Annotated in this window: 19 protein-coding genes; 13 read left to right on the top strand and 6 right to left on the bottom strand. The window is 61.9% G+C overall.

All coding sequences use genetic code 11. The features are described from left to right. The 5 genes from CDI09_RS18410 to spt form a co-directional block, all read left to right on the top strand. A partial coding sequence (locus CDI09_RS18410) for a hypothetical protein (protein ID WP_211308932.1) occupies positions 1–205 on the top strand: 205 nt, incomplete at its 5' end. A gap of 437 nt (positions 206–642) precedes the next feature. Beyond that, the gene (locus tag CDI09_RS04765) at positions 643–1,776 is read left to right on the top strand and encodes a hypothetical protein (protein ID WP_078527111.1); all 1,134 of its coding nucleotides are present in this window, start codon (positions 643–645) and stop codon (positions 1,774–1,776) included. A gap of 53 nt (positions 1,777–1,829) precedes the next feature. Beyond that, positions 1,830–3,572 carry a fatty acyl-AMP ligase gene (locus CDI09_RS04760; RefSeq protein WP_205836616.1) on the top strand — a complete coding sequence of 581 codons (1,743 nt, stop codon included), beginning with the start codon at positions 1,830–1,832 and terminating at the stop codon, positions 3,570–3,572. A 198-nt stretch (positions 3,573–3,770) separates the two neighbouring features. Continuing rightward, the gene (locus tag CDI09_RS04755) at positions 3,771–4,022 is read left to right on the top strand and encodes an acyl carrier protein (protein ID WP_007400085.1); all 252 of its coding nucleotides are present in this window, start codon (positions 3,771–3,773) and stop codon (positions 4,020–4,022) included. Positions 4,023–4,028: 6 nt separating this feature from the next. Next, positions 4,029–5,231, top strand: a complete 1,203-nt coding sequence (gene spt, locus CDI09_RS04750; RefSeq protein WP_078527107.1) for a serine palmitoyltransferase — start codon at positions 4,029–4,031, stop codon at positions 5,229–5,231. On the opposite strand, the gene CDI09_RS04745 is transcribed toward spt, so the two are convergent. Together CDI09_RS04745 and CDI09_RS04740 are read right to left on the bottom strand one after the other, a co-directional pair. Further along, positions 5,215–6,177, bottom strand: coding sequence for a hypothetical protein (locus CDI09_RS04745; protein WP_078528154.1), 963 nt, complete (start codon positions 6,175–6,177; stop codon positions 5,215–5,217). The two genes, spt and CDI09_RS04745, sit on opposite strands and share 17 nt — an antisense overlap. A 12-nt stretch (positions 6,178–6,189) precedes the next feature. After that, positions 6,190–7,170, bottom strand: coding sequence for a diacylglycerol/lipid kinase family protein (locus tag CDI09_RS04740; protein ID WP_078528151.1), 981 nt, complete (start codon positions 7,168–7,170; stop codon positions 6,190–6,192). A gap of 159 nt (positions 7,171–7,329) precedes the next feature. On the opposite strand from CDI09_RS04740, the gene CDI09_RS04735 reads away from it, so the two are divergent. From CDI09_RS04735 to CDI09_RS04700, 8 genes are all read left to right on the top strand, one after another. Continuing rightward, on the top strand, positions 7,330–8,247 hold the full coding sequence (locus tag CDI09_RS04735) for a metallophosphoesterase family protein (RefSeq protein ID WP_110571203.1): 918 nt from the start codon (positions 7,330–7,332) through the stop codon (positions 8,245–8,247). After that, on the top strand, positions 8,244–9,476 hold the full coding sequence (locus CDI09_RS04730; protein ID WP_275881560.1) for an LptF/LptG family permease: 1,233 nt from the start codon (positions 8,244–8,246) through the stop codon (positions 9,474–9,476). Before CDI09_RS04735 ends, CDI09_RS04730 begins: the two co-directional genes overlap by 4 nt. Further along, on the top strand, positions 9,473–10,579 hold the full coding sequence (locus tag CDI09_RS04725; RefSeq protein WP_078527105.1) for an LptF/LptG family permease: 1,107 nt from the start codon (positions 9,473–9,475) through the stop codon (positions 10,577–10,579). Before CDI09_RS04730 ends, CDI09_RS04725 begins: the two co-directional genes overlap by 4 nt. Then, positions 10,576–11,358: a sterol desaturase family protein gene (locus CDI09_RS04720; protein WP_078527103.1), complete on the top strand. Its 783-nt coding sequence runs from the start codon at positions 10,576–10,578 to the stop codon at positions 11,356–11,358. The genes CDI09_RS04725 and CDI09_RS04720 overlap by 4 nt, the downstream gene beginning before the upstream one ends. Positions 11,359–11,366: 8 nt before the next feature. Further along, positions 11,367–12,140, top strand: a complete 774-nt coding sequence (locus tag CDI09_RS04715; protein WP_078528144.1) for a nucleotidyltransferase family protein — start codon at positions 11,367–11,369, stop codon at positions 12,138–12,140. 18 nt (positions 12,141–12,158) lie between these two features. Continuing rightward, complete coding sequence (locus CDI09_RS04710) at positions 12,159–12,659, top strand: MmcB family DNA repair protein (RefSeq protein WP_078527101.1); 501 nt, start codon at positions 12,159–12,161, stop codon at positions 12,657–12,659. A 24-nt stretch (positions 12,660–12,683) separates the two neighbouring features. Beyond that, positions 12,684–13,472 carry an inositol monophosphatase family protein gene (locus CDI09_RS04705; RefSeq protein WP_078527099.1) on the top strand — a complete coding sequence of 263 codons (789 nt, stop codon included), beginning with the start codon at positions 12,684–12,686 and terminating at the stop codon, positions 13,470–13,472. A gap of 126 nt (positions 13,473–13,598) precedes the next feature. Continuing rightward, the gene (locus CDI09_RS04700) at positions 13,599–14,417 is read left to right on the top strand and encodes a lipid-binding SYLF domain-containing protein (protein WP_205836615.1); all 819 of its coding nucleotides are present in this window, start codon (positions 13,599–13,601) and stop codon (positions 14,415–14,417) included. Between the two features lie 179 nt (positions 14,418–14,596). On the opposite strand, the gene mltG is transcribed toward CDI09_RS04700, so the two are convergent. The 4 genes from mltG to fabG all read right to left on the bottom strand — a co-directional run bounded on the left by mltG (position 14,597) and on the right by fabG (position 18,273). Then, complete coding sequence (gene mltG / locus CDI09_RS04695) at positions 14,597–15,604, bottom strand: endolytic transglycosylase MltG (protein WP_078527097.1); 1,008 nt, start codon at positions 15,602–15,604, stop codon at positions 14,597–14,599. A gap of 59 nt (positions 15,605–15,663) precedes the next feature. Further along, complete coding sequence (fabF, locus tag CDI09_RS04690; protein ID WP_236944513.1) at positions 15,664–16,929, bottom strand: beta-ketoacyl-ACP synthase II; 1,266 nt, start codon at positions 16,927–16,929, stop codon at positions 15,664–15,666. Between the two features lie 92 nt (positions 16,930–17,021). Then, positions 17,022–17,261 (bottom strand): acyl carrier protein, encoded by a 240-nt coding sequence (locus CDI09_RS04685; protein WP_003618476.1) that lies wholly within the window; start codon positions 17,259–17,261, stop codon positions 17,022–17,024. A 256-nt stretch (positions 17,262–17,517) separates the two neighbouring features. Next, positions 17,518–18,273 carry a 3-oxoacyl-[acyl-carrier-protein] reductase gene (fabG, locus tag CDI09_RS04680; protein ID WP_078528140.1) on the bottom strand — a complete coding sequence of 252 codons (756 nt, stop codon included), beginning with the start codon at positions 18,271–18,273 and terminating at the stop codon, positions 17,518–17,520. Between the last annotated feature and the right edge of the window lie 38 nt (positions 18,274–18,311).

The raw sequence follows: 18,311 nt of genomic DNA, 5'->3' as shown, positions 1-18,311 counted from the left end.
CTCACCCAGTCCAGACCGCCAATCATCGCCCCATAAAGAGCAACAACCGCGCCGCCAGCATATCCCTTCCAGATACTCTCTCTATTCTCTTGTCAAAGACCCGCCGGAGCAGCATCGCCGTCCGGTGAAGGGGCTTTTACGGATATTAGCCCCCCCTGTCAACGCCATGCCAAAAACCCTGAAAACACACGGAATTCAGCCATAAAACACACATAACAGTCACAAACCGCACCAAAAAAAATGCGCTAAAGTGAAAATTATATGAAAAAAGGAGGGGCAGGCCCCTCCTTTCCTTAAATCCGGCGCCTCTGCCATGAGAGCAGCTTTCCATCATGCGGGCCGCAACAGACATCAACTTCCATCATCCAAGCGACACCCGGGGCACCAACCTCAACAGGACAGATCGGGTCGTGCCGTCACTCCGCAATCATCAGGCATGGAAACATGCTTATATATATGACTGGGAGCGCCCGCCGCTTGACCCCGCTTCGACTTGATTTATCGCAAGGCAGATTTCATTAAATGTTACACCCTTACAGACGCCCCATCGTGCTACCCTGCAAAGCCTTTCCTTGCAGGACAGGCAGACTGGGACAGAATCAGGTCATCTTGTTTTCAAGTGCGCTGGCAGGCTTACTTTAAGTGTATCATATCCTTTTCCCGTATATTGCCCAGCCGCATCAGGAGTTCCACTCACTCCCGATCGCGCTGGAAATGGCACGCCTGTACAAAGATGTCCGGGTTCATATTGCCAGCCTGACAGAAGAACGCGCAGCACGCCTCCGCGAACTGTCACGTCTCTATCCGGAGTCTTCCGTCTCCTTTGATACACTGGCCATGCCCCGGTGGATCCGCAGCCATATAAAACAGCATGGACCGACCCCCCTGAGCAAACTGGCCGTGCTTTTTCTGAACAGAAATTATTTCAACAGGTTTCAGGCTGTTGTGATTCCTGAGCGCACATCGCTCTACTTACGCAAGATGGGGGTGCATAATCCCCGCCTCATCTGGACCCGGCATGGCGCCGGAGACCGGGCCATCGGCTTTGCCAATGACGTACGGAAATTCGATTATATCCTGATGGCGGGCCGTAAGGTTGAAGAGCGGCTGCTTGATGCGGGCACGCTACGCAAAGGGCACTATACTACTGGAATCTATGCTAAATTTGACATGGTGCGCCGGCTCCATGTTCAGGCGCGCCCGCTTTTTGATAATGGACGCCCCACGGTTCTCTATAATCCGCATTTCAGTCGCAGCCTTTCTTCATGGCCGCAATTTGGCATGAAGTTGCTGGAATATTTCGCACGGCAGGAAAAATACAATCTCATCTTTGCCCCGCATTACCGGCTTTTCGATACAAATCGTGAGAAAAGCATGGAAATTCTGGCGCCCTTTACCCAACTCCCTCACATGATAATTGACCCAGGCAGCGATAAAAGCGTGGATATGACCTACACCATGGCAGCCGACCTCTACTTGGGTGATGTCAGTAGCCAGGTCAGTGAATTCCTTATCAAACCGCGCCCGTGCCTGTTTCTCAATGCGCACCAGACTTCATGGCGCGGCGACCCCAATTATGAGAGTTGGACCCTTGGTCCCGTGGTGGAAAACGTGGAGACAGCAGGCAATGACCTTGACAATGCTTTCCTGTCACATGCAAATTTCCTTGATCGGCAAAAAGAGTATATACGCGACACATTCGGGTTTGAGCCGCCGGCAGATACGGCGGCCAAAGGCGCGAAATCGATTATTGACTTTTTGAGGGTAATTGGTTGAACACCGCCCATTCGCCGTTTCAAGATACGTCTGTGGAAGTCAAATTACCGGAAATGATAAGCCTCCCGACCCCCTCCGATTCTGGTCTGCCCCGTCGTTACGGCGATTTTTCGTCGTTCCCGGCTGCGCTGGACTATGCCGCCCAGGGCAAGAGCGGCTTCAACATCTATTCCGGCAAGGGCGTCCTGCTCGAAACGCTGCCTTACAGCACGTTGCGCGAACAGGCGATCGAGACCGGCAGGCGCCTGCTGTCACTTGGGCTGGAACCGGGCGACCGGGTGGCCATCGTGGCGGAAAGCGACGGTGACTTCGCCCGCATCTTCTTTGGCTGCCAGTATGCCGGGCTGGTGCCCGCGCCCCTGCCGCTGCCAGTCGCCTTTGGCGGGCGCGAAGGGTATGTCGGCACCCTGCGCGGCATGATCGAGGGAGCCGCGGCATCGGCCGTGGTCATTGCCTCGATCATCGCATCATGGACGGACGAGATCACCACCGGGCTGGACCTGAAATTCTCCGGCACGCCAGCCGAACTGCTGCAGGCGCCCATCACGGTCGAAACCCTTCCCCCCGTGGGGCCGGATGACCTGTCCTACCTGCAGTTTTCATCGGGCAGCACGCGTTTCCCCATGGGCATTGCCGTGACCCAGCGCTCCGGCATGGCCAATGCGCATGCCATTGCGCTCAACGGACTCAAGGTGCGCGAAACCGGCGATCGCTGTGTATCGTGGCTGCCGCTCTATCATGACATGGGACTGGTCGGTTTTTTCCTGACACCCATGACCTGCCAACTCAGCGTCGACATGCTGCCCACGCGCGAGTTCGCCCGCCGCCCCCATGTGTGGCTTGACCTGATAAGCCGCAATCGCGGCACGATCTCCTACAGTCCCTCCTTTGGCTATGAGCTGTGCGCGCGTCGTGCCACCTCGATCGAGCTTGACCTCTCATCATGGCGCGTGGCGGGTATCGGCGGCGACATGATCCGCTACCATATCCTTGAGGATTTTGCGCAGCGCTTCGCTTCCGCCGGATTTGATAGCGGGGCCTTTACCGCCAGCTACGGCATGGCGGAGGCGACACTGGCCATCAGCTTCGCCCCGCTTGGGGCAGGCATCTGCACCGATACCATCGACCTGCGCGCACTCGAGACGCAGGGCAAGGCCGTGCCCTCCAACGATCCGACCCGCGCGCTGCGCACCTTCGTGCTGTGTGGTGAAGTCCTGCCGCAGCACGAACTTGAGGTACGTGACGCGCAGGGCCATGTGCTCAGTGATCGTGAGATCGGCACCGTATATGTGCGCGGCCCGAGCCTGATGCAGGGCTACTTCCGCCGCCCGCAGGAAACCGCCCGCGTGGTCGATGCCGAGGGCTGGCTCAACACCGGCGACCTTGGCTACATGCTCAACGGGCAGGTTGTCATTACCGGGCGCGCCAAGGATCTGATCATCATCAACGGCCGCAACATCTGGCCGCAGGATCTGGAATGGTCGGCCGAGACCGAAATCAGCACCCTGCGCAGCCGTGACGTAGCCGTATTCTCGGTTGATGAGGATGAAGGCGAAAAGATCGTGGCTCTCGTGCAGTGTCGCGCCACCTCCCCCGAAGCCCGTGAAACGCTGAAAACCGAAACGGCCAGCCTGTTCCGTCGGCAGCACGGGGTGGATGTGTCCATCATCCTGGTTCCGCCCCATACCCTGCCGCAGACCTCGTCGGGCAAGCTGACACGGGCGCGGGCGCGGGCCATGCTGCTTTCGGGGGCGTTCCAGCCGCTGGAAACATCATCTTCCGTTTCCGTGGTCTGACAGTCTGGCAAACCGCCCATCGCCGTTGCCACGTCAGTTCAGGGTGGAAAGCAGGACTGGCCAAAAACCTGTTTTTCGCGCATAACACTTTGCAATAAGGGGACGGATTGCAGTCCCCGTCCCCGCCGCATGCGCGGGGCGACCATTCATGCTGATCCGCTGCCCCTGGCAGTCCGGACATGCCATAAGGATGTAGGAATGAGTGAAACGGTAGCGAGCGTCTCCGCGCTGATCGTGAAGACGCTGCTGGCGAACCCCAAGGTTCCCCGTGATATCAATGGCAGCAGCAAGATCGTTGAAGATCTGGCCTTTGATTCGCTGGCCGTCATGAATTTCGTCATGGAAATCGAGGATACCCTTGATGTTTCCGTGCCGCTTGACCGGCTGGCCGATATCCGCACCATCGATGACCTGGCGGCCTGCATCGTTTCCCTCAAGCAGGCTTCCTGACGCGTCATGTCGATTTTTTCCAAATATGAAGGTCTGGCCTCCGCCCTTGCATCCGTAACCGCTGGCGGCGGCCGCAACCCCTTCGATGTCGTGATCGAAAAGCCCATTTCCTCAACGGTGGGGCTGATCGAAGGACGCGAGACGCTGCTGTTCGGCACCAACAACTATCTTGGGCTGAGCCAGTCGCCCGCCGCGATCAATGCCGCGGTCGAGGCGGCAAAGGCCTATGGCGTGGGCACGACCGGCTCACGCATTGCCAACGGCACGCAGGGCCTGCACCGCCAGCTGGAGGAACGGCTTTCCGCCTTTTTCCGGCGCAGGCACTGCATGGTGTTCTCCACGGGTTACCAGGCCAACCTTGGCACCATTTCCGCCCTTGCGGGCAAGGATGACTATCTGCTGCTCGATGCCGACAGCCATGCCAGCATCTATGATGGCAGCCGCCTTGGCCATGCGCAGGTGATCCGCTTCCGCCATAACGATGCCGATGACCTGCACAAGCGCCTGCGCCGCCTTGAGGGCACGCCGGGCTCGAAGCTGGTTGTGGTTGAAGGCATTTATTCCATGATGGGCGATGTGGTGCCCATGGCGGAATTCGCTGCCGTCAAGCGCGAGACCGGGGCCTGGCTTCTGGCCGATGAGGCCCACTCCGTTGGCGTAATGGGCAAGCACGGGCGCGGCGTGGCCGAAGCCGATGGCGTGGAAGATGATGTGGACTTCGTGGTCGGCACCTTCTCCAAAAGCCTGGGCACGGTGGGGGGCTACTGTGTCTCCAACCATGCGGGGCTGGACCTGATCCGCCTGTGTTCGCGGCCTTACATGTTCACGGCCTCGCTGCCGCCGGAAGTCATTGCCGCGACCATGGCGGCCCTGACGGAACTGGAAAACCATCCCGAGCTGCGCATCCGCCTGATGGACAACGCCCGCAGGCTGCATACGGGCCTTCAGGCGGCGGGCCTGCGCACCGGCCCCCAGGCGAGCCCGGTCGTATCGGTCATTCTGGATGACGTGGCGGTTGCCGTGGCGTTCTGGAACCGGCTGCTCGACCTTGGGGTTTATGTCAACCTCAGCCTGCCGCCTGCAACGCCGGACCAGCACCCGCTGCTGCGCACCTCCGTCATGGCTACGCATACGCCTGCGGAAATTGACAGGGCCGTGGACATCTTCGCCACGGTAGCGCGCGAGATGGGGATCAGCCGCGCCGCCTGAAGAACCCTGCCTGCCGTAACTTCCACAGCAGATACGGCAGGCAGATCAGCGGGTGCCTCTCGGAAAACGGCCCGAGCGGCAGTTCAATGCCGGAATGCCGCCTGATCTTCCACGCGATGTAGCGCGCCCCCCCTTCAAACGTGAAGGCGCCCTTGAACAGGCGGCTGACATTGAGCACCCGCCCCAGCCGCCCGCGCAGCCACCAGCCTTCACGCATGCTGCGCCGCAGTTGCGGTGTCAGGCGTGGTACGAGTTGCGCACCATCACGCGAGAACGGCAGGCCATCAGCCAGCCATATATCGGGCAGCAGGGCACGATAGCGATCCTCGCGCCCCTCAAGCAGGGCAGACGGCCTGCGCCCGTTCTCCACCCGTAATTCCGCGCCATAGGTATGCGCGAACAGGGCCAGCCAGAATTCATCCGCCGTGCCCTCTGCTGGGCCAAGAGCCGCCGCCCAGCGCCCGGCCTGCGCCATGGCGCGCACCAGGCAGCCAAGTATGGCGTCAGCCGCCTCCGGCCCGCGCACCCAGACCAGCCTGACCGGCTGGCAGAACCGCGCCCAGATGGTGGTATCGAGCGTGGCCCGCCCCGTCATGCGCCGGAACTGGGCAATCGACAGGATGGCCACCTTGGCGCGGATAATGCGCCCGCCTACGGAAATCTCATGATATTCGACATTGGGTGGCAGCAGGCGATTGGCCTCACGCGCAAGGTAGCCTGAGGCCCAGTCCTCCAGCCGTTCTACAATGACATAAAAATCCAGCACGCCATCGGGGTCGGGTTCGCGCAGCACGGAGCCATAAAAGAGCACGCCCAGGGGCTGTGCCGCCCCCAGCAGGTCGCATACGAACTGCGTGACAAAGGCAGGAACGGGCTGGACCAGTTCATTGGCCAGCGTATGGGCAATGCGCCCTGCCGCGGCAAGGCGGCTGGAAGGATCAGCCATGGTCAGCATTCCTCAGGCGTGGATGAAGTCGATGGGGGCCGTAGCGGACAGCACGATCCGGCCAGACGCGCCGGGGGAAAACACCTCCCCATCCAGCACGAAATCGGATTCAAGCGCCATTTCAATCCGCTCTTCGCACCCGCTGCAGTAATCCGGGTTGTGCCGCAGCCAGGCCGGGTGCCGCCCCCGCAGCAGCGCCCAGGCGGCGGCGGCCAGACGCGAGGGCTGGCCCGCCACATGCAGGTAATTGATCACATCGCTGCGCCCGCCCGCCACATTCCAGAACGGCCATATGCCATGTGGCAGGCGCTGGAGCGTGCTGGACAGGAACAGGAAGCAGTTTCCGTGCCGCACCGACCTGTCGCCCGCCTTGAGCGTAATCGGGTTGCCCTGCATCCATTCCTGACGCGAGCGGCGCGTGAACAGATGCGCGACCGAAGACAGGAACGAAACGACAACTGCCATTTCATGGGAATAATTGTTCAAGATGGCGGGCTGGTGGGCCAGTTCGATGCCGCGCGTAAAGGCCGCCGCCCCATGAAACATGCCCACGACCGCGGGCCTGCCCTCGGGCTCAGGCCATTCAACCACAAGCCCGCAGCGCCTGCGCACCTTCCCCCGCAGCGTCCCGGCCGCAGCGAGGCCGAGCAGCCGGTCAAGCGCTTTCTGCCCGCGCAGGCCAAAGCCCACGTCACCCGCGATCAGGTTGGTATTGCCCGAAGGCAGGATGGCAAGCGCAGGAAAGCGCTCGGGCGCGTAATGACGATGGATGGCGGTCAGCACATCGCTGACCGTGCCATCTCCCCCATCGACCACGATACAGTCCATGCCGCGCGCGGCCAGCTGCGCGATTGCGGCATCAAGAAGGGAACGGTCAGCCGGATCAATGAAATTCTCTCCCAGAAGGCTACGGGCCATCGGGGCATACGAACTCTTGTCGCCCATGTTCCGCCGGCTGCGCGGGTTATAAACAAGCGCAAAACGTCCGGTCACTGATGATTCCATCCCTGTCTGAAATTTGACTCACAGGCCATAAGCAACCATCTGCCTTCTATTGCAAGGCACGAAACGATGGAACGCATCGCCACACGGGCAGGCATAACACTGTCCGGCCCGGTGACCGACCGGTCTGATGCAGGGAAAGACACCAGCTTGAATACCATCACCATAGCCCATCTTTCTGACCCGCATCTGCCGACGGAAATGTCACCCCCGCGCCTGCGCGAGGAACTGAACAAGCGCCTGTTCAGCCATCTTTCATGGAAGCGGCACCGCCGTTTCCAGCATCGCCCCGAAATTCTGGCCCGTGTGATGGCCGATATCGACAGCGCCCATGTGAACATAATCGCGCTGACCGGGGACCTGACCAACATGGGCCTCCCGGGAGAATGCCGCCACGCCCTGCGCTGGCTTGAACAGCTCCCCGCCCCGTGCACAGTCATACCGGGAAATCATGACACCCTTGTGCATGATAACTGGCACCAGACCATAGGCCTGTGGCAACCGTGGATGGGCGCGCTCCCCTTCCCGTTCGTGCGCCGGGTGGGGCCGGTTGCGCTGATCGGGGTGAGTTCGGCGGTGCCAACGCCCTGGTTCAGGGCGACAGGCCGCATGGGCGCGCGTCAGGCCGCGCGCCTGACCGAAATACTGCATGAAACAGGCAGGCAGGGGCTGTGCCGCATTGTCATGATCCACCATGCGCCCGTGCAGGGTTTCGCCATCGCCCGCAAGGCGCTCAAGGACCCCCATCATTTCGCCCGTTGCATTGCACGCGAAGGGGCGGAGATGGTACTCCACGGGCATATCCACACCTCCACCCTGTCTTCCCTGCCCGGCCCTGGTGGCTCCGTGCCGGTCATTGGCGTCTCATCGGCATCGGCGCGGTCGCGTGACCCGCTGCGCGCGGCGGCGTGGAATCGGATTGCCGTCACGCCATGCGACGGAGGATACATGCTTGGTGTTACAAGGCGTTTCTTTCCGACGGGCTGCGCAGTGGGTACAACGCAGGAAACTATTTTTTGCATGAGTCCTCCCCCGTATCGTTTTTCGGATATAAGCACGCCCAGATGAGCCGCATGTCTTTACAGCACGGGATTCTGGCCAAGCTGCGTCCCAATACCATGGACCGCTACCTTCTGCGGCAGGTGGCGCCGCCGTTTTCCATCGCACTCGGCGTGGTCATGTCCGCCCTGCTGCTGGAGCGGCTTCTGGTGCTGTTCAACATGCTGGCTGCCAATGGCAGCTCCATGAAGATATTCTTCGGCCTGCTCAGCGACCTGATCCCCCATTACCTCGGGCTCGCGCTGCCGGCGGCCATGTGCGTGAGCGTGTTTTCCATTATCCGGCGCATGAGCGCCAACCATGAAATCGATGCCCTGACGGCCAGCGGGGTCTCGATCTTCCGCATCTGCCAGCCCTTCGTGCTGACGGGGGCGGTCTTTGGCGTGCTGGCCTTCTCGCTTTATGGCTTCATCCAGCCCTACGCGCGCTATGACTACCGCTCGGCCTTCTATTTCGCCAGCCATGCGGGCTGGACGCCGCACCTGCAGTCCAAAATGTTCGCCATATCCGATGATGTCATGCTCACGGCCGAGAACGTGGACCATGCGGGGTCGCGGCTGTTCCATGTCTTCATCCGGGACAATTCGGACAAGACACGCGTGCGCTACATTACCGCCCAGAAAGGCTACCTGTACAACCCCGCCGACGGCTCGCGCATGCGGCTTGATCTTGTCGACGGCACCATCGTGACCGACACGCAGGACAAGCCCCCCACCATCACCGGCTTTACCCGCACCACCCGCCTCATTTCTGGCGAGAGCAAGCTTGATGACAAGGCCTATCGCAAACGCGGCGAGACGGAACGCGAGCTGACCCTGCCCGAGCTGTATTACGGCATACGTAACGGCTACCCCGGCATCAGCACTTCCTACATGCGGGCGGAACTGCACTTCCGCCTTGCGCGCACGGCGGCCATTCCGTTCATTCCCATCCTGGCCTGCGCGCTTGCGGGCGTGCGCAAGCGCCAGAAGGGCAATCCCGGCCTGGCCATCGCTGCCATTACGCTGGTCAGCTTTGACCACACGCTGCAGATGGGCATGAGCTTCGTCGCCAACATGCACATGTCTCCGCTGCTGGTCATCTGGCTGCCCACGGTCCTCTTTGCCGTAGTGTGCGTGAGCATGCTCATCCGGCAGGCGGGCGGGCTGCGCATCCTGCTCTCGCCGGGGCCGAAACTGCCGCCACGGCAGCTCTCGGCAGATGGCCTGCCGCGCCGCATGCAGGAAAAAGAAGCATGAAGCGCCGCCTGCGCCTGGCCAGCGGCACGGTTCTGCTCGGATATCTTTCACGTGAACTGCTGACCAAGGTATTCACCACGGCCATCATCGTCGTGGCGCTGATGGAAATCCTGGCCCTGCTGGAGCAGGTGACGGAAATCATGCACCGCCATCTCGGCCTGTCCGGGGTATTGTACTACGCGGTCATGCATCTGCCGCTCCTGTTCGGCAACGCCATGCCCATCGCGGTGCTGATCGGCGCGCTGCTGACGCTGCTGCAGCTGACGACATCGAACGAGATCTCGATCATGCGCGCGGCCGGCCTGTCCACGCCGGGGCTGATCAAGCTGTTCCTGCCCACCATCATCGGCCTCGGCGTGCTGTGCGGGCTCATCAATGACCAGATCACACCGCGCTCGGAGCAACGCCTTGCCCAGTGGTGGAACGCCACAACGCCCGACGCCGCGACCGCATCGCACAATTACTGGCTGCGCACGCGTGATGAGCTGATCAACATCAACTCCCTTTCCCACGGGGGGGAGGTGCTTGACGGGGTCACGGTCTATCACCGCGACCGCCAGAGCCTGCTGCAGAAGGTCACGACCCTGCACGACGTGCATTACACGCATGGCCACTGGTATGGCACGCCCACGCGGGTGCTGAGCGTGATCAGCCCGACCCGCGTCGATCTGCTCGACACGACCGACCAGCCCGTGCGCCTTGACTGGCCCGATACGCTCACGCCGGGCTACCTGATGCAGATTACCGTCAGTTTCACCCAGTCCATCAGCACCATGCTGGCCGAGCAGAACGACGCCCTGCCCTCCAGCCAGTCGCCCTCGTTTTTCATTACCGAAATACTGGGACGCATCATGTTACCGGTCACATTCGCGGTAATGCTGTTACTCGCGGTGCCGGTGGTCTATATCCCCCCCCGGGCTGGCACGCGCAGCTGGTTACCCATATGGTGCCTCGGCGCGGGCCTGCTGTTCGTCGTGTTCCAGGGGCTGCTCCGCGCGCTTGGCAATGCGGGAACATTGCCCTCGCTTATGGCGATATTCGTCGGGATCCTGATTTTCATCCTTGGCGTCATCACCGTGCTACTGAGGATCGAAGAGCGATGATTACAAATACCCTGAAGAACAGTGCCATCCGCACGGGTCGCAGCTTCGACCTGGGCAAGATGAACCTGTCCCAGCTCTGGATTGCCTACCTCACCTACCCCACCATCATCCTGTATTTCGTGCTGGCCATCGCCAGCTATGCGGTCATGGTGTACGCCTACACAGCGTTCGTGCCGGTGGCCATCAGCATCGCGGCCGTGGTGCTGGTCTATCCGCTGGTATGGTATGGCATCCATCGCTTCATCCTCCACGGCCGGTTCCTCTACCGCATGAAATGGAGCGCGACCCTGTGGAAGCGCATCCACTTCGATCACCACCAGGATCCCCACCTGCTTGACGTGCTGTTCGGCTCGCCGCTCAACACCATCCCCACCATTGCCATCGTCACCATTCCCATCGGCTACGCCATTGGCGGGCTGGCGGGTTCGGGCGCAGCCTTTGGCGCGGGGCTGACCATTACGTGCATCTATGAATTCTTCCACTGCATCCAGCATCTGAACTACAAGCCGCGCATGCGCTGGATCCAGCTGATGAAGCAGCGTCACGTGCTGCATCACTTCCATAACGAGAACGGCAATTATGGCATCACCAGCTTCGTGGCCGACCGCATCTTCCACAGCTATTACCCCGATGCCCGTGGCTGCCCGCGCAGCCCCACCGTGTTCAACCTTGGCTATGACATTGAGGAAGCCCATCGCTACCCCTGGGTGATGGAAGAGACCGGCTCCCCCCCGCGTGACCGCCCCGATGGCGCCAACACCACCCGGAACGCGGCGTGAGCACGGACATGGCACTGAACGTTCTCATCCTGGCGGGCAGCAGGCCGGGGCGGCCCGACCCCATGGCGCAGGCGGCAGGCATTTCGCACAAGGCCCTGCTGCCGGTTGGCGGCAGCCCCATGATCAGCCGGGTCATCACGGCGCTCCAGTCAGTCGAGGCCATTGGCCGGATCGCCATCTGCATCGAGCGCCCCGAGGTGCTCGACGGCATCGTGCCGGACAACGTTACCTTCATTCCCCCCGCGTCCGGCCCAAGCGCCAGCGTGATGAAGGCGCTGGACACGCTGGGCACGCCGCTGCTGGTTACCACCGCCGACCATGCCCTGCTGGAACCCGCCTGGGTGCGCAGTTTCGTGCACAAGGCGCAGGAGAGCGGGGCCGACGTGGCCGCGGGCATTGCGATGGAACGTGATATCCTGCGCGATGTGCCGGGCACCAGGCGCACCATGATCCGTCTGGCCGATGGCGCTTTTTCGGGGTGCAACATGTTCCTGTTCCGCACCCCGGCCGCCGCAGGCGTGATCCGGCTTTGGCAGCAGCTCGAGGCCGACCGCAAGAACCCGCTCAGAATGGCGCGCACGCTGGGCTTTGGCATCCTGCTGCGCTTTGTGCTGCGACGCCTGACCCGCGCAGATGTATGCCGCCGCATCGGCCAGCTTTCGCACGCGCGGGTGGCCATGATTCCACTGCCCGACGGGCGCGCCGCCGTGGATGTGGACAAGCCCGCCGACCTTGAGCTTGTCACGCACCTGCTCGCATCAAGCCCCCTGCCCGCGACCTGAGGTCCACGCCCCTACGCCATGCACCGCCCATCCGCGCCCCAGCTTCAGTCCGCCATCCGCACGGGTGTCAGCCAGATGTGCCGGATGCATGGGTGGGCGGTTCTGCATGAATTCGTTCTGCCCGACCGCAGGCGGGCCGATATCATGGCCCTGACACCACAGGGCGACCTGCTGTGCATAGAGATCAAGTCCGGGCTGCCGGATTTTCGCGCCGACCATAAGTGGCCCGATTACCTGCAATGGTGTGACCAGCTCTATTTCGCGGTCAACCAGGACTTTCCCCGCCACATCCTGCCCAAAACAGCCGGGCTCGTGATTGCCGCCACCCGCCCTGCCGCAGCACAGGCGGCCACCTGCATGGACTGCGCCATCATCCGCCACCCGCAGCGCAGCCCGCTTGCGGCAGCACGCAGGCGCAGGCTCACGCTGCAGTTTGCCATGCAGGCCGCCGAACGGCTGGGCCGGGTGGACATGCCGCAGGTGGAACATGCGGTGAAAACGGCGTTACGTGTAGAATAGAATGTTCCACAAGAAAGGTTACCCATGTCACAGGCCATCCTGACCCGTTTTGAAGCCGCCCGCTCCGTCGTGCGTGATGCCGCCGCCCTTGCCATGAAGATGCGCCCCGCCCCTGGCGGCCCCAAGGGCACCCAGAAAAGCGCGCAGGACTGGCTGACCGAAACCGATGGCGCGGTGGAGGCCTTCATCTCCGAACGAATCGGCACGCTGTTCCCCGAAGATGGCTTTCAGGGCGAGGAAGAAGGCCGCACCCGCACCGGCACCCTGCGCTGGGTGGTGGACCCGATTGATGGCACCTCCAACTACGCGCGCGGGCGCAATCGCTGGTGCATCTCACTGGGCCTGATGGATGGCGACACCCCTGTGGCCGGAATCATCGAGGCCCCGATGCTGGGCGAAACCTATACGGCGGTAAAGGGGCATGGCGCGTTCCTCAACGGCGAGCGCATCCATGCCTCCCCCGTGACCGACCCCGCCACCTCCCTGATCGAGATGGGCTGGAGCAACCGCGTGCCGCCCGGCGTCTTCCAGGAAAAGATCGACGCCATCCTCAACCTTGGCGCCATGCCGCGCTCAGGCGGGTCGGGCGCCATCGCTCTGGCCGAAGTCGCCTGCGGGCGGCAGGACGGCTATCTGGAAATCCGCATCAACCTGTGGGACGTGGCCGCCGCCCTTGTGCTTCTGGAGGAAGCCGGAGCTAAAGTTTCTCCCTTCCTGCGCGATGGTGGGCTTGAGGATGGCATCCATATCCTCGCCGCCGCTCCTGGCATTGCCGATGCCCTGTCACAGGCGGTGGGCGTCTCCCTTAAATAACGGCAATATAGAGCTGGATCATGCCACGCAGGCTTGCCTAGAGAGCCATGATTCAGCCATGAACACAGACCACTCCAGTGCACGGACCGTTTTGGTGGATCTGCCGTGACGAATCGGAAAGGGAGCATGGGTTTGCACAAGTTTCATCTCATCAGGACGTCACTCGCCACGCTGGCCCTGATGATGCCGCTGCACGCCGCGATGGCCGCCAGCATGGAAGAAGAACAGAGCCTGGTGGACCGCGCCACGCTGACCGTGCGCGACATGTTCTCGGGCGCCACGGCAGGCAGCAAGGTTACCCGTTACCTGGCCGAATCGCGTGGCGTGATTGTCTGCCCCTCGGTGTTCCGCATGTCGATCGCCTTTGGCGGCGGTGGCGGCGGTTGCGTGTTCCTCACGCGTGATGCCCATGGCTCCTGGTCCGACCCGGCCTTCTACCGCATGTCATCGGCCAATTTTGGCCTCCAGCTCGGCATGCAGGATGTGCAGGTGATGCTGTTCGTCATGACGGATCAGGGCGTGCAGTCGCTGCTCGACAGCCAGATGAAGCTGAGCGCGGATGTCGGCACCTCATTCGCCTCATCTGGTTCCGGGCTTGAAGCGGGCACGGCGGGTGAGCACAATACCTCCATCAAGGGCGTGCAGAAATCCAAGGGCCTGTTTGCAGGCGCCGCTCTTGGTGGCTCCAAGATGCGGGTCAACAGTGCGGCCAACCGCGCCTATTACAACCAGATTGTCGGGCCGGAGGATATCGTGGTGTCCATGCGGGTGAACAATTCCGGCGCCGACCCGCTGCGCTCCGCCCTGACCGAAGTGCTGGCCACCGCCCAGAGCCGCCCGGACAAGAACGGCCAGACCACCACCCCCACCACGCAACAACCCCAGCAGCCGATGGAAACCGCACCTTCCGGCTCGGTAAGCAGCCAGAGCCTGCCTGCCCAGTAAGAGAACACGTAAAAAGTTTAGAGATCGCTTGAAAACAAATCATTGATAAAAAATAAGAAAAGTTTTTGGGTGCCGCCTTTTTGAAAAAAGGCGGCATCTTCTGAAACTTTTTGGGAAAAGCGCCACCAAAAACTTTTATAATTTCAGGATGTTACTGGCCTGACTTTCCAAACAGCTTCTCAGTCATTTGTGCGAGGGCTTGCCTGTGCTGCGCGCCTGCTGGCCCGGAAGGCCGCCACATGGTGGTTATGGTCCTCAAGCGTGCTGGTAAAATCATGCCCGCCCAGACCATTGGCCACGAAATAAAGCTGTTCCCCCTCTGCCGGGTGAGCAGCGGCATAAAGGGACGCCATGCCGGGTGAACAGATTGGCCCCGGCGGCAGGCCAGCAATCACATAGGTATTATAAGCCGTAGGCTGCAGCAGATCAGCATGGGAGAGCGCATGCCCCAGCGGCCCCGCCCCCCTGTTCAGCCCATAGACGACTGTGGGATCTGACTGGAGCCGCATACCCTGATGCAGGCGGTTGAGAAACACACGCGCCACCATGGGGCGTTCGGAGGCGATGGCCGTTTCACGCTCGATCATGGAGGCCAGTACCAGCAGGTCATGGCGGTTCACGATGGCCGGATCAATCACACGGCTTTCCCAGGCCTGATCGATGGCACGGTCCATGGCATGCTGCATGCGCGCGAGCATCTGCGCGCGTGGCATGCCCCATTCATAATCATAGGTCAGTGGCATGACCGATCCCTCATCAGGGAAGGGAAAGCTGCCATCCATAAAGGGGGCATGCTCCAGCAGGTTGGCGATCTGGATGGCGGATAGCCCCTCCGGCACGGTCAGCCTGTGCACGACCGGCTTGCCATGCCGCAGCACCAGCAGCACCTGATGGATGGAGGCATGGGCGGGAAACACCAGCTCCGCGGCATGAAACGCGCCGTCCACCCGTGTCAGCACGGTGGCGGCCTCGAATACCTTTTGCGCAAACCAGCCCGGCGCGACGATGCCCGCAGCCTGCAGGCCGGTCAGTACCTGCCCGGTTCCGCCATGCCCGACGACCAGCGTGCGCTGTTCTTCCAGTGGGCCGGGGGCATCGTACTGCCGCACCCCCATGAACAGAACGCCAAGACCTGACAGCACCAGCACAAGAAATGCCAGGCCACATACCGCCAGAACCCTGCGCACACCTGCTCCTTCACTCTATGCCTGAAATAGAAAAAGGGGCGCCCGTGAGCGCCCCGATCCTACACGCCGCGCAGGATGATGCTGGCGTTGGTGCCGCCAAAGCCGAAGCTGTTGGACAGGATCGTGTCGATCTTGCGCTCCTGCGCCGTATGCGCCACCCGGTCGATCACGCTCTCGCGTGAGGGATTGTCGAGGTTGAGCGTGGGCGGAGCGACATTGTCGCGGATGGCGAGAATGGAATAGATCGCCTCCACCGCGCCCGCTGCACCCAGCAGGTGACCCGTGGCCGATTTGGTGGAAGACATGGCCAGCTTGCGCGCATCATCGCCAAACAGGCGCTCGACGGCGTCAAGCTCGAGGTCGTCGGCCATGGTGGAGGTGCCATGCGCGTTGACATACTGAATGTCAGCCGTGGTCAGGCCCGCACTGCGCACCGCGTTCTGCATGGCGCGGAACGCACCCTCATGCCCTGCGGCAGGGGCCGTGATGTGGTGCGCATCGCCCGACATGCCGTAACCGATCACCTCGGCATAGATCTTGGCGCCACGTGCCTTGGCGTGCTCGTATTCCTCCAGCACCACGATACCGGCGCCCTCACCCATCACGAAGCCATCGCGGTCGCGGTCCCACGGGCGGGAGGCCTTCTCGGGAGTTTCGTTGAAGTGGGTGGACAGTGCCTTGGCGGAACAGAACCCCGCAATGCCCAGCGGGCACACGGCGGCCTCGGCCCCACCGGCCACCATCACGTCGGCATCGCCAAGCATAATCATGCGGGCGGCGTCGCCAATGGCATGCACGCCGGTAGCGCAGGCGGTGACGACCGAATGGTTCGGCCCCTTGAATCCGTATTTGATCGAGACATGCCCGGAGACCAGATTGATCAGGGCGGACGGGATGAAGAAGGGCGAAAGCCTGCGGGCCCGGCCTTCCTTTACCGTCACGGATGCCTCGTAAATGGTCTGAAGACCGCCGATGCCAGCACCAATCATGACGCCGGTGCGGCAGCGATCCTCTTCCGATTCAGGCTTCCAGCCCGAATCCTCGACCGCCTCGGTGGCCGCGACAAGACCGAGATGGATGAAGCGGTCCATCTTTTTCTGGTCCTTGACGGGCACCCAGTCCGAAAGGGTCAGGCCGCCACTTTCCGTAGGCCCTGCGGGCACTTCACCCGCAACCTGCGCGGGCAGGTCAGAGGCGTCGAACGATGAGATACGGCCAAAACCGTTCTCCCCGGCCACGATACGCGACCAGTTGCGCTCAACACCCAGTCCGAGTGGGCTGACCATGCCCATACCGGTTACGACAACGCGCCGCTGTCCAGACATTGATCCGGTAGACTGCATCAACCCGCCCTGCTTCCTGAAAGTAACGATACCTGACTGAATTCGTAATAACTATTGATCGACAAACGGGTCGATCAGGCAGCTTTCTGCTTTTCGATGTAGTCGATCGCGTCCTTCACGGTCGTGATCTTTTCAGCCGCATCCTCGGGGATCTCGACGCTGAACGCTTCCTCGAACGCCATGACCAGCTCGACCGTGTCGAGGCTGTCGGCGCCCAGATCGTCGATGAAAGAGGCATCCGGGGTGACCTTGCTTTCGTCAACACCAAGGTGCTCGACTACGATCTTCTTAACCTTATCGGCGATTTCGCTCATCTGTCTCTGCTTCCTGTCTGCCCCTGAAGAAACGGGCGGTTCGAAACGTGTTCGTCCTGTAACGTCCCTGCAAACCGATGACGTACACCGGCCCGCTTCGGACGAAGCTGCGGGCGATTAGCACGGTTTTGATGCAATAGCCAAGGCGGCGTTTGCATTTCCTGTCCGCACGCCCCGCAATTAAGGGGACAGCTGGGCTGTCAGGACTATCTTTTTTGTCACTTCAGGCCCGCTGTCCAGCAAAATATCACATTGCTCAGATCATCGCCATGCCGCCATTGACATGAAGCGTCGCCCCCGTGACCCATCCGGCCTCGTCCGATGCCAGATAGACCACCGCCGGCGCGATATCGCCGGGCTGGCCCATGCGGCCAAGCGGGATGGAGCCGACCAGCTTTTCCTTCTGCGCCTCGGGCAGCACATCGGTCATGGCGGTCTGGATAAAACCCGGCGCCAGCGTGTTCACGGTCACGCCACGGCTGCCGGCTTCCTGCGCCAGCGACTTGCCCATGCCGATCATGCCCGCCTTGGCGGCGGCGTAGTTGGCCTGGCCTGCATTGCCCGTCACCCCCACCACCGAGGCGATGTTGATGATGCGCCCCGCCCTGCGGCGCAGCATGCCCTTGAGCGCGGACCGGCACAGGCGGAAGGGAGCGGCAAGGTCCACGTCGAGCACGCGGCTCCAGTCCTCATCCTTCATCCGAATCGCAAGCGTGTCGCGCGTCAGCCCCGCGTTGTTGACCAGAATGGCCAGGGGCGCGCCTGCCTTTTCCTCGGCGGCGGCGACCAGCGCGTCGGCCGCCGTGGCATCCGACAGGTCAGCAGGGCAGACATGCAGGCGCTCGGCGCCCCCTTCGGCCCCGATGCTGGCCGCAACCTCCTCCAGCACGGCCTGGCGCGTGCCTGACAGCACCACCGTGGCCCCCTGCGCATGCAGCGCGCGCACGATCTCGCGCCCGATTCCCCCCGATGCGCCGGTCACCAGCGCTACTTTTCCATCCAGCCTGAACATGAGCCGTCCGTTCCCTTCGGTATCCATCAATCAGAATG

Origin of the sequence: Komagataeibacter nataicola, from assembly GCF_003207795.1 — a bacterium.
GTDB classification, from domain to species: domain Bacteria; phylum Pseudomonadota; class Alphaproteobacteria; order Acetobacterales; family Acetobacteraceae; genus Komagataeibacter; species Komagataeibacter nataicola.
Note: the sequence above shows the minus strand (reverse complement) of the source record. Positions and strands in the feature narration are given on the sequence as shown.

What these genes read in the sequence shown, in the direction of transcription:
- CDI09_RS04760 (WP_205836616.1), top strand. Translation starts at nt 1,830, where the DNA reads ATGATAAGCCTCCCGACCCCCTCCGATTCTGGTCTGCCCCGTCGTTAC.
- CDI09_RS04755 (WP_007400085.1), top strand. Translation starts at nt 3,771, where the DNA reads ATGAGTGAAACGGTAGCGAGCGTCTCCGCGCTGATCGTGAAGACGCTG.
- spt (WP_078527107.1), top strand. Translation starts at nt 4,029, where the DNA reads ATGTCGATTTTTTCCAAATATGAAGGTCTGGCCTCCGCCCTTGCATCC.
- CDI09_RS04745 (WP_078528154.1), bottom strand. Translation starts at nt 6,177, where the DNA reads ATGGCTGATCCTTCCAGCCGCCTTGCCGCGGCAGGGCGCATTGCCCAT.
- CDI09_RS04730 (WP_275881560.1), top strand. Translation starts at nt 8,244, where the DNA reads ATGAGCCGCATGTCTTTACAGCACGGGATTCTGGCCAAGCTGCGTCCC.
- CDI09_RS04725 (WP_078527105.1), top strand. Translation starts at nt 9,473, where the DNA reads ATGAAGCGCCGCCTGCGCCTGGCCAGCGGCACGGTTCTGCTCGGATAT.
- CDI09_RS04720 (WP_078527103.1), top strand. Translation starts at nt 10,576, where the DNA reads ATGATTACAAATACCCTGAAGAACAGTGCCATCCGCACGGGTCGCAGC.
- CDI09_RS04715 (WP_078528144.1), top strand. Translation starts at nt 11,367, where the DNA reads ATGGCACTGAACGTTCTCATCCTGGCGGGCAGCAGGCCGGGGCGGCCC.
- CDI09_RS04710 (WP_078527101.1), top strand. Translation starts at nt 12,159, where the DNA reads ATGCACCGCCCATCCGCGCCCCAGCTTCAGTCCGCCATCCGCACGGGT.
- CDI09_RS04705 (WP_078527099.1), top strand. Translation starts at nt 12,684, where the DNA reads ATGTCACAGGCCATCCTGACCCGTTTTGAAGCCGCCCGCTCCGTCGTG.
- CDI09_RS04700 (WP_205836615.1), top strand. Translation starts at nt 13,599, where the DNA reads ATGGGTTTGCACAAGTTTCATCTCATCAGGACGTCACTCGCCACGCTG.
- fabF (WP_236944513.1), bottom strand. Translation starts at nt 16,929, where the DNA reads ATGTCTGGACAGCGGCGCGTTGTCGTAACCGGTATGGGCATGGTCAGC.
- CDI09_RS04685 (WP_003618476.1), bottom strand. Translation starts at nt 17,261, where the DNA reads ATGAGCGAAATCGCCGATAAGGTTAAGAAGATCGTAGTCGAGCACCTT.
- fabG (WP_078528140.1), bottom strand. Translation starts at nt 18,273, where the DNA reads ATGTTCAGGCTGGATGGAAAAGTAGCGCTGGTGACCGGCGCATCGGGG.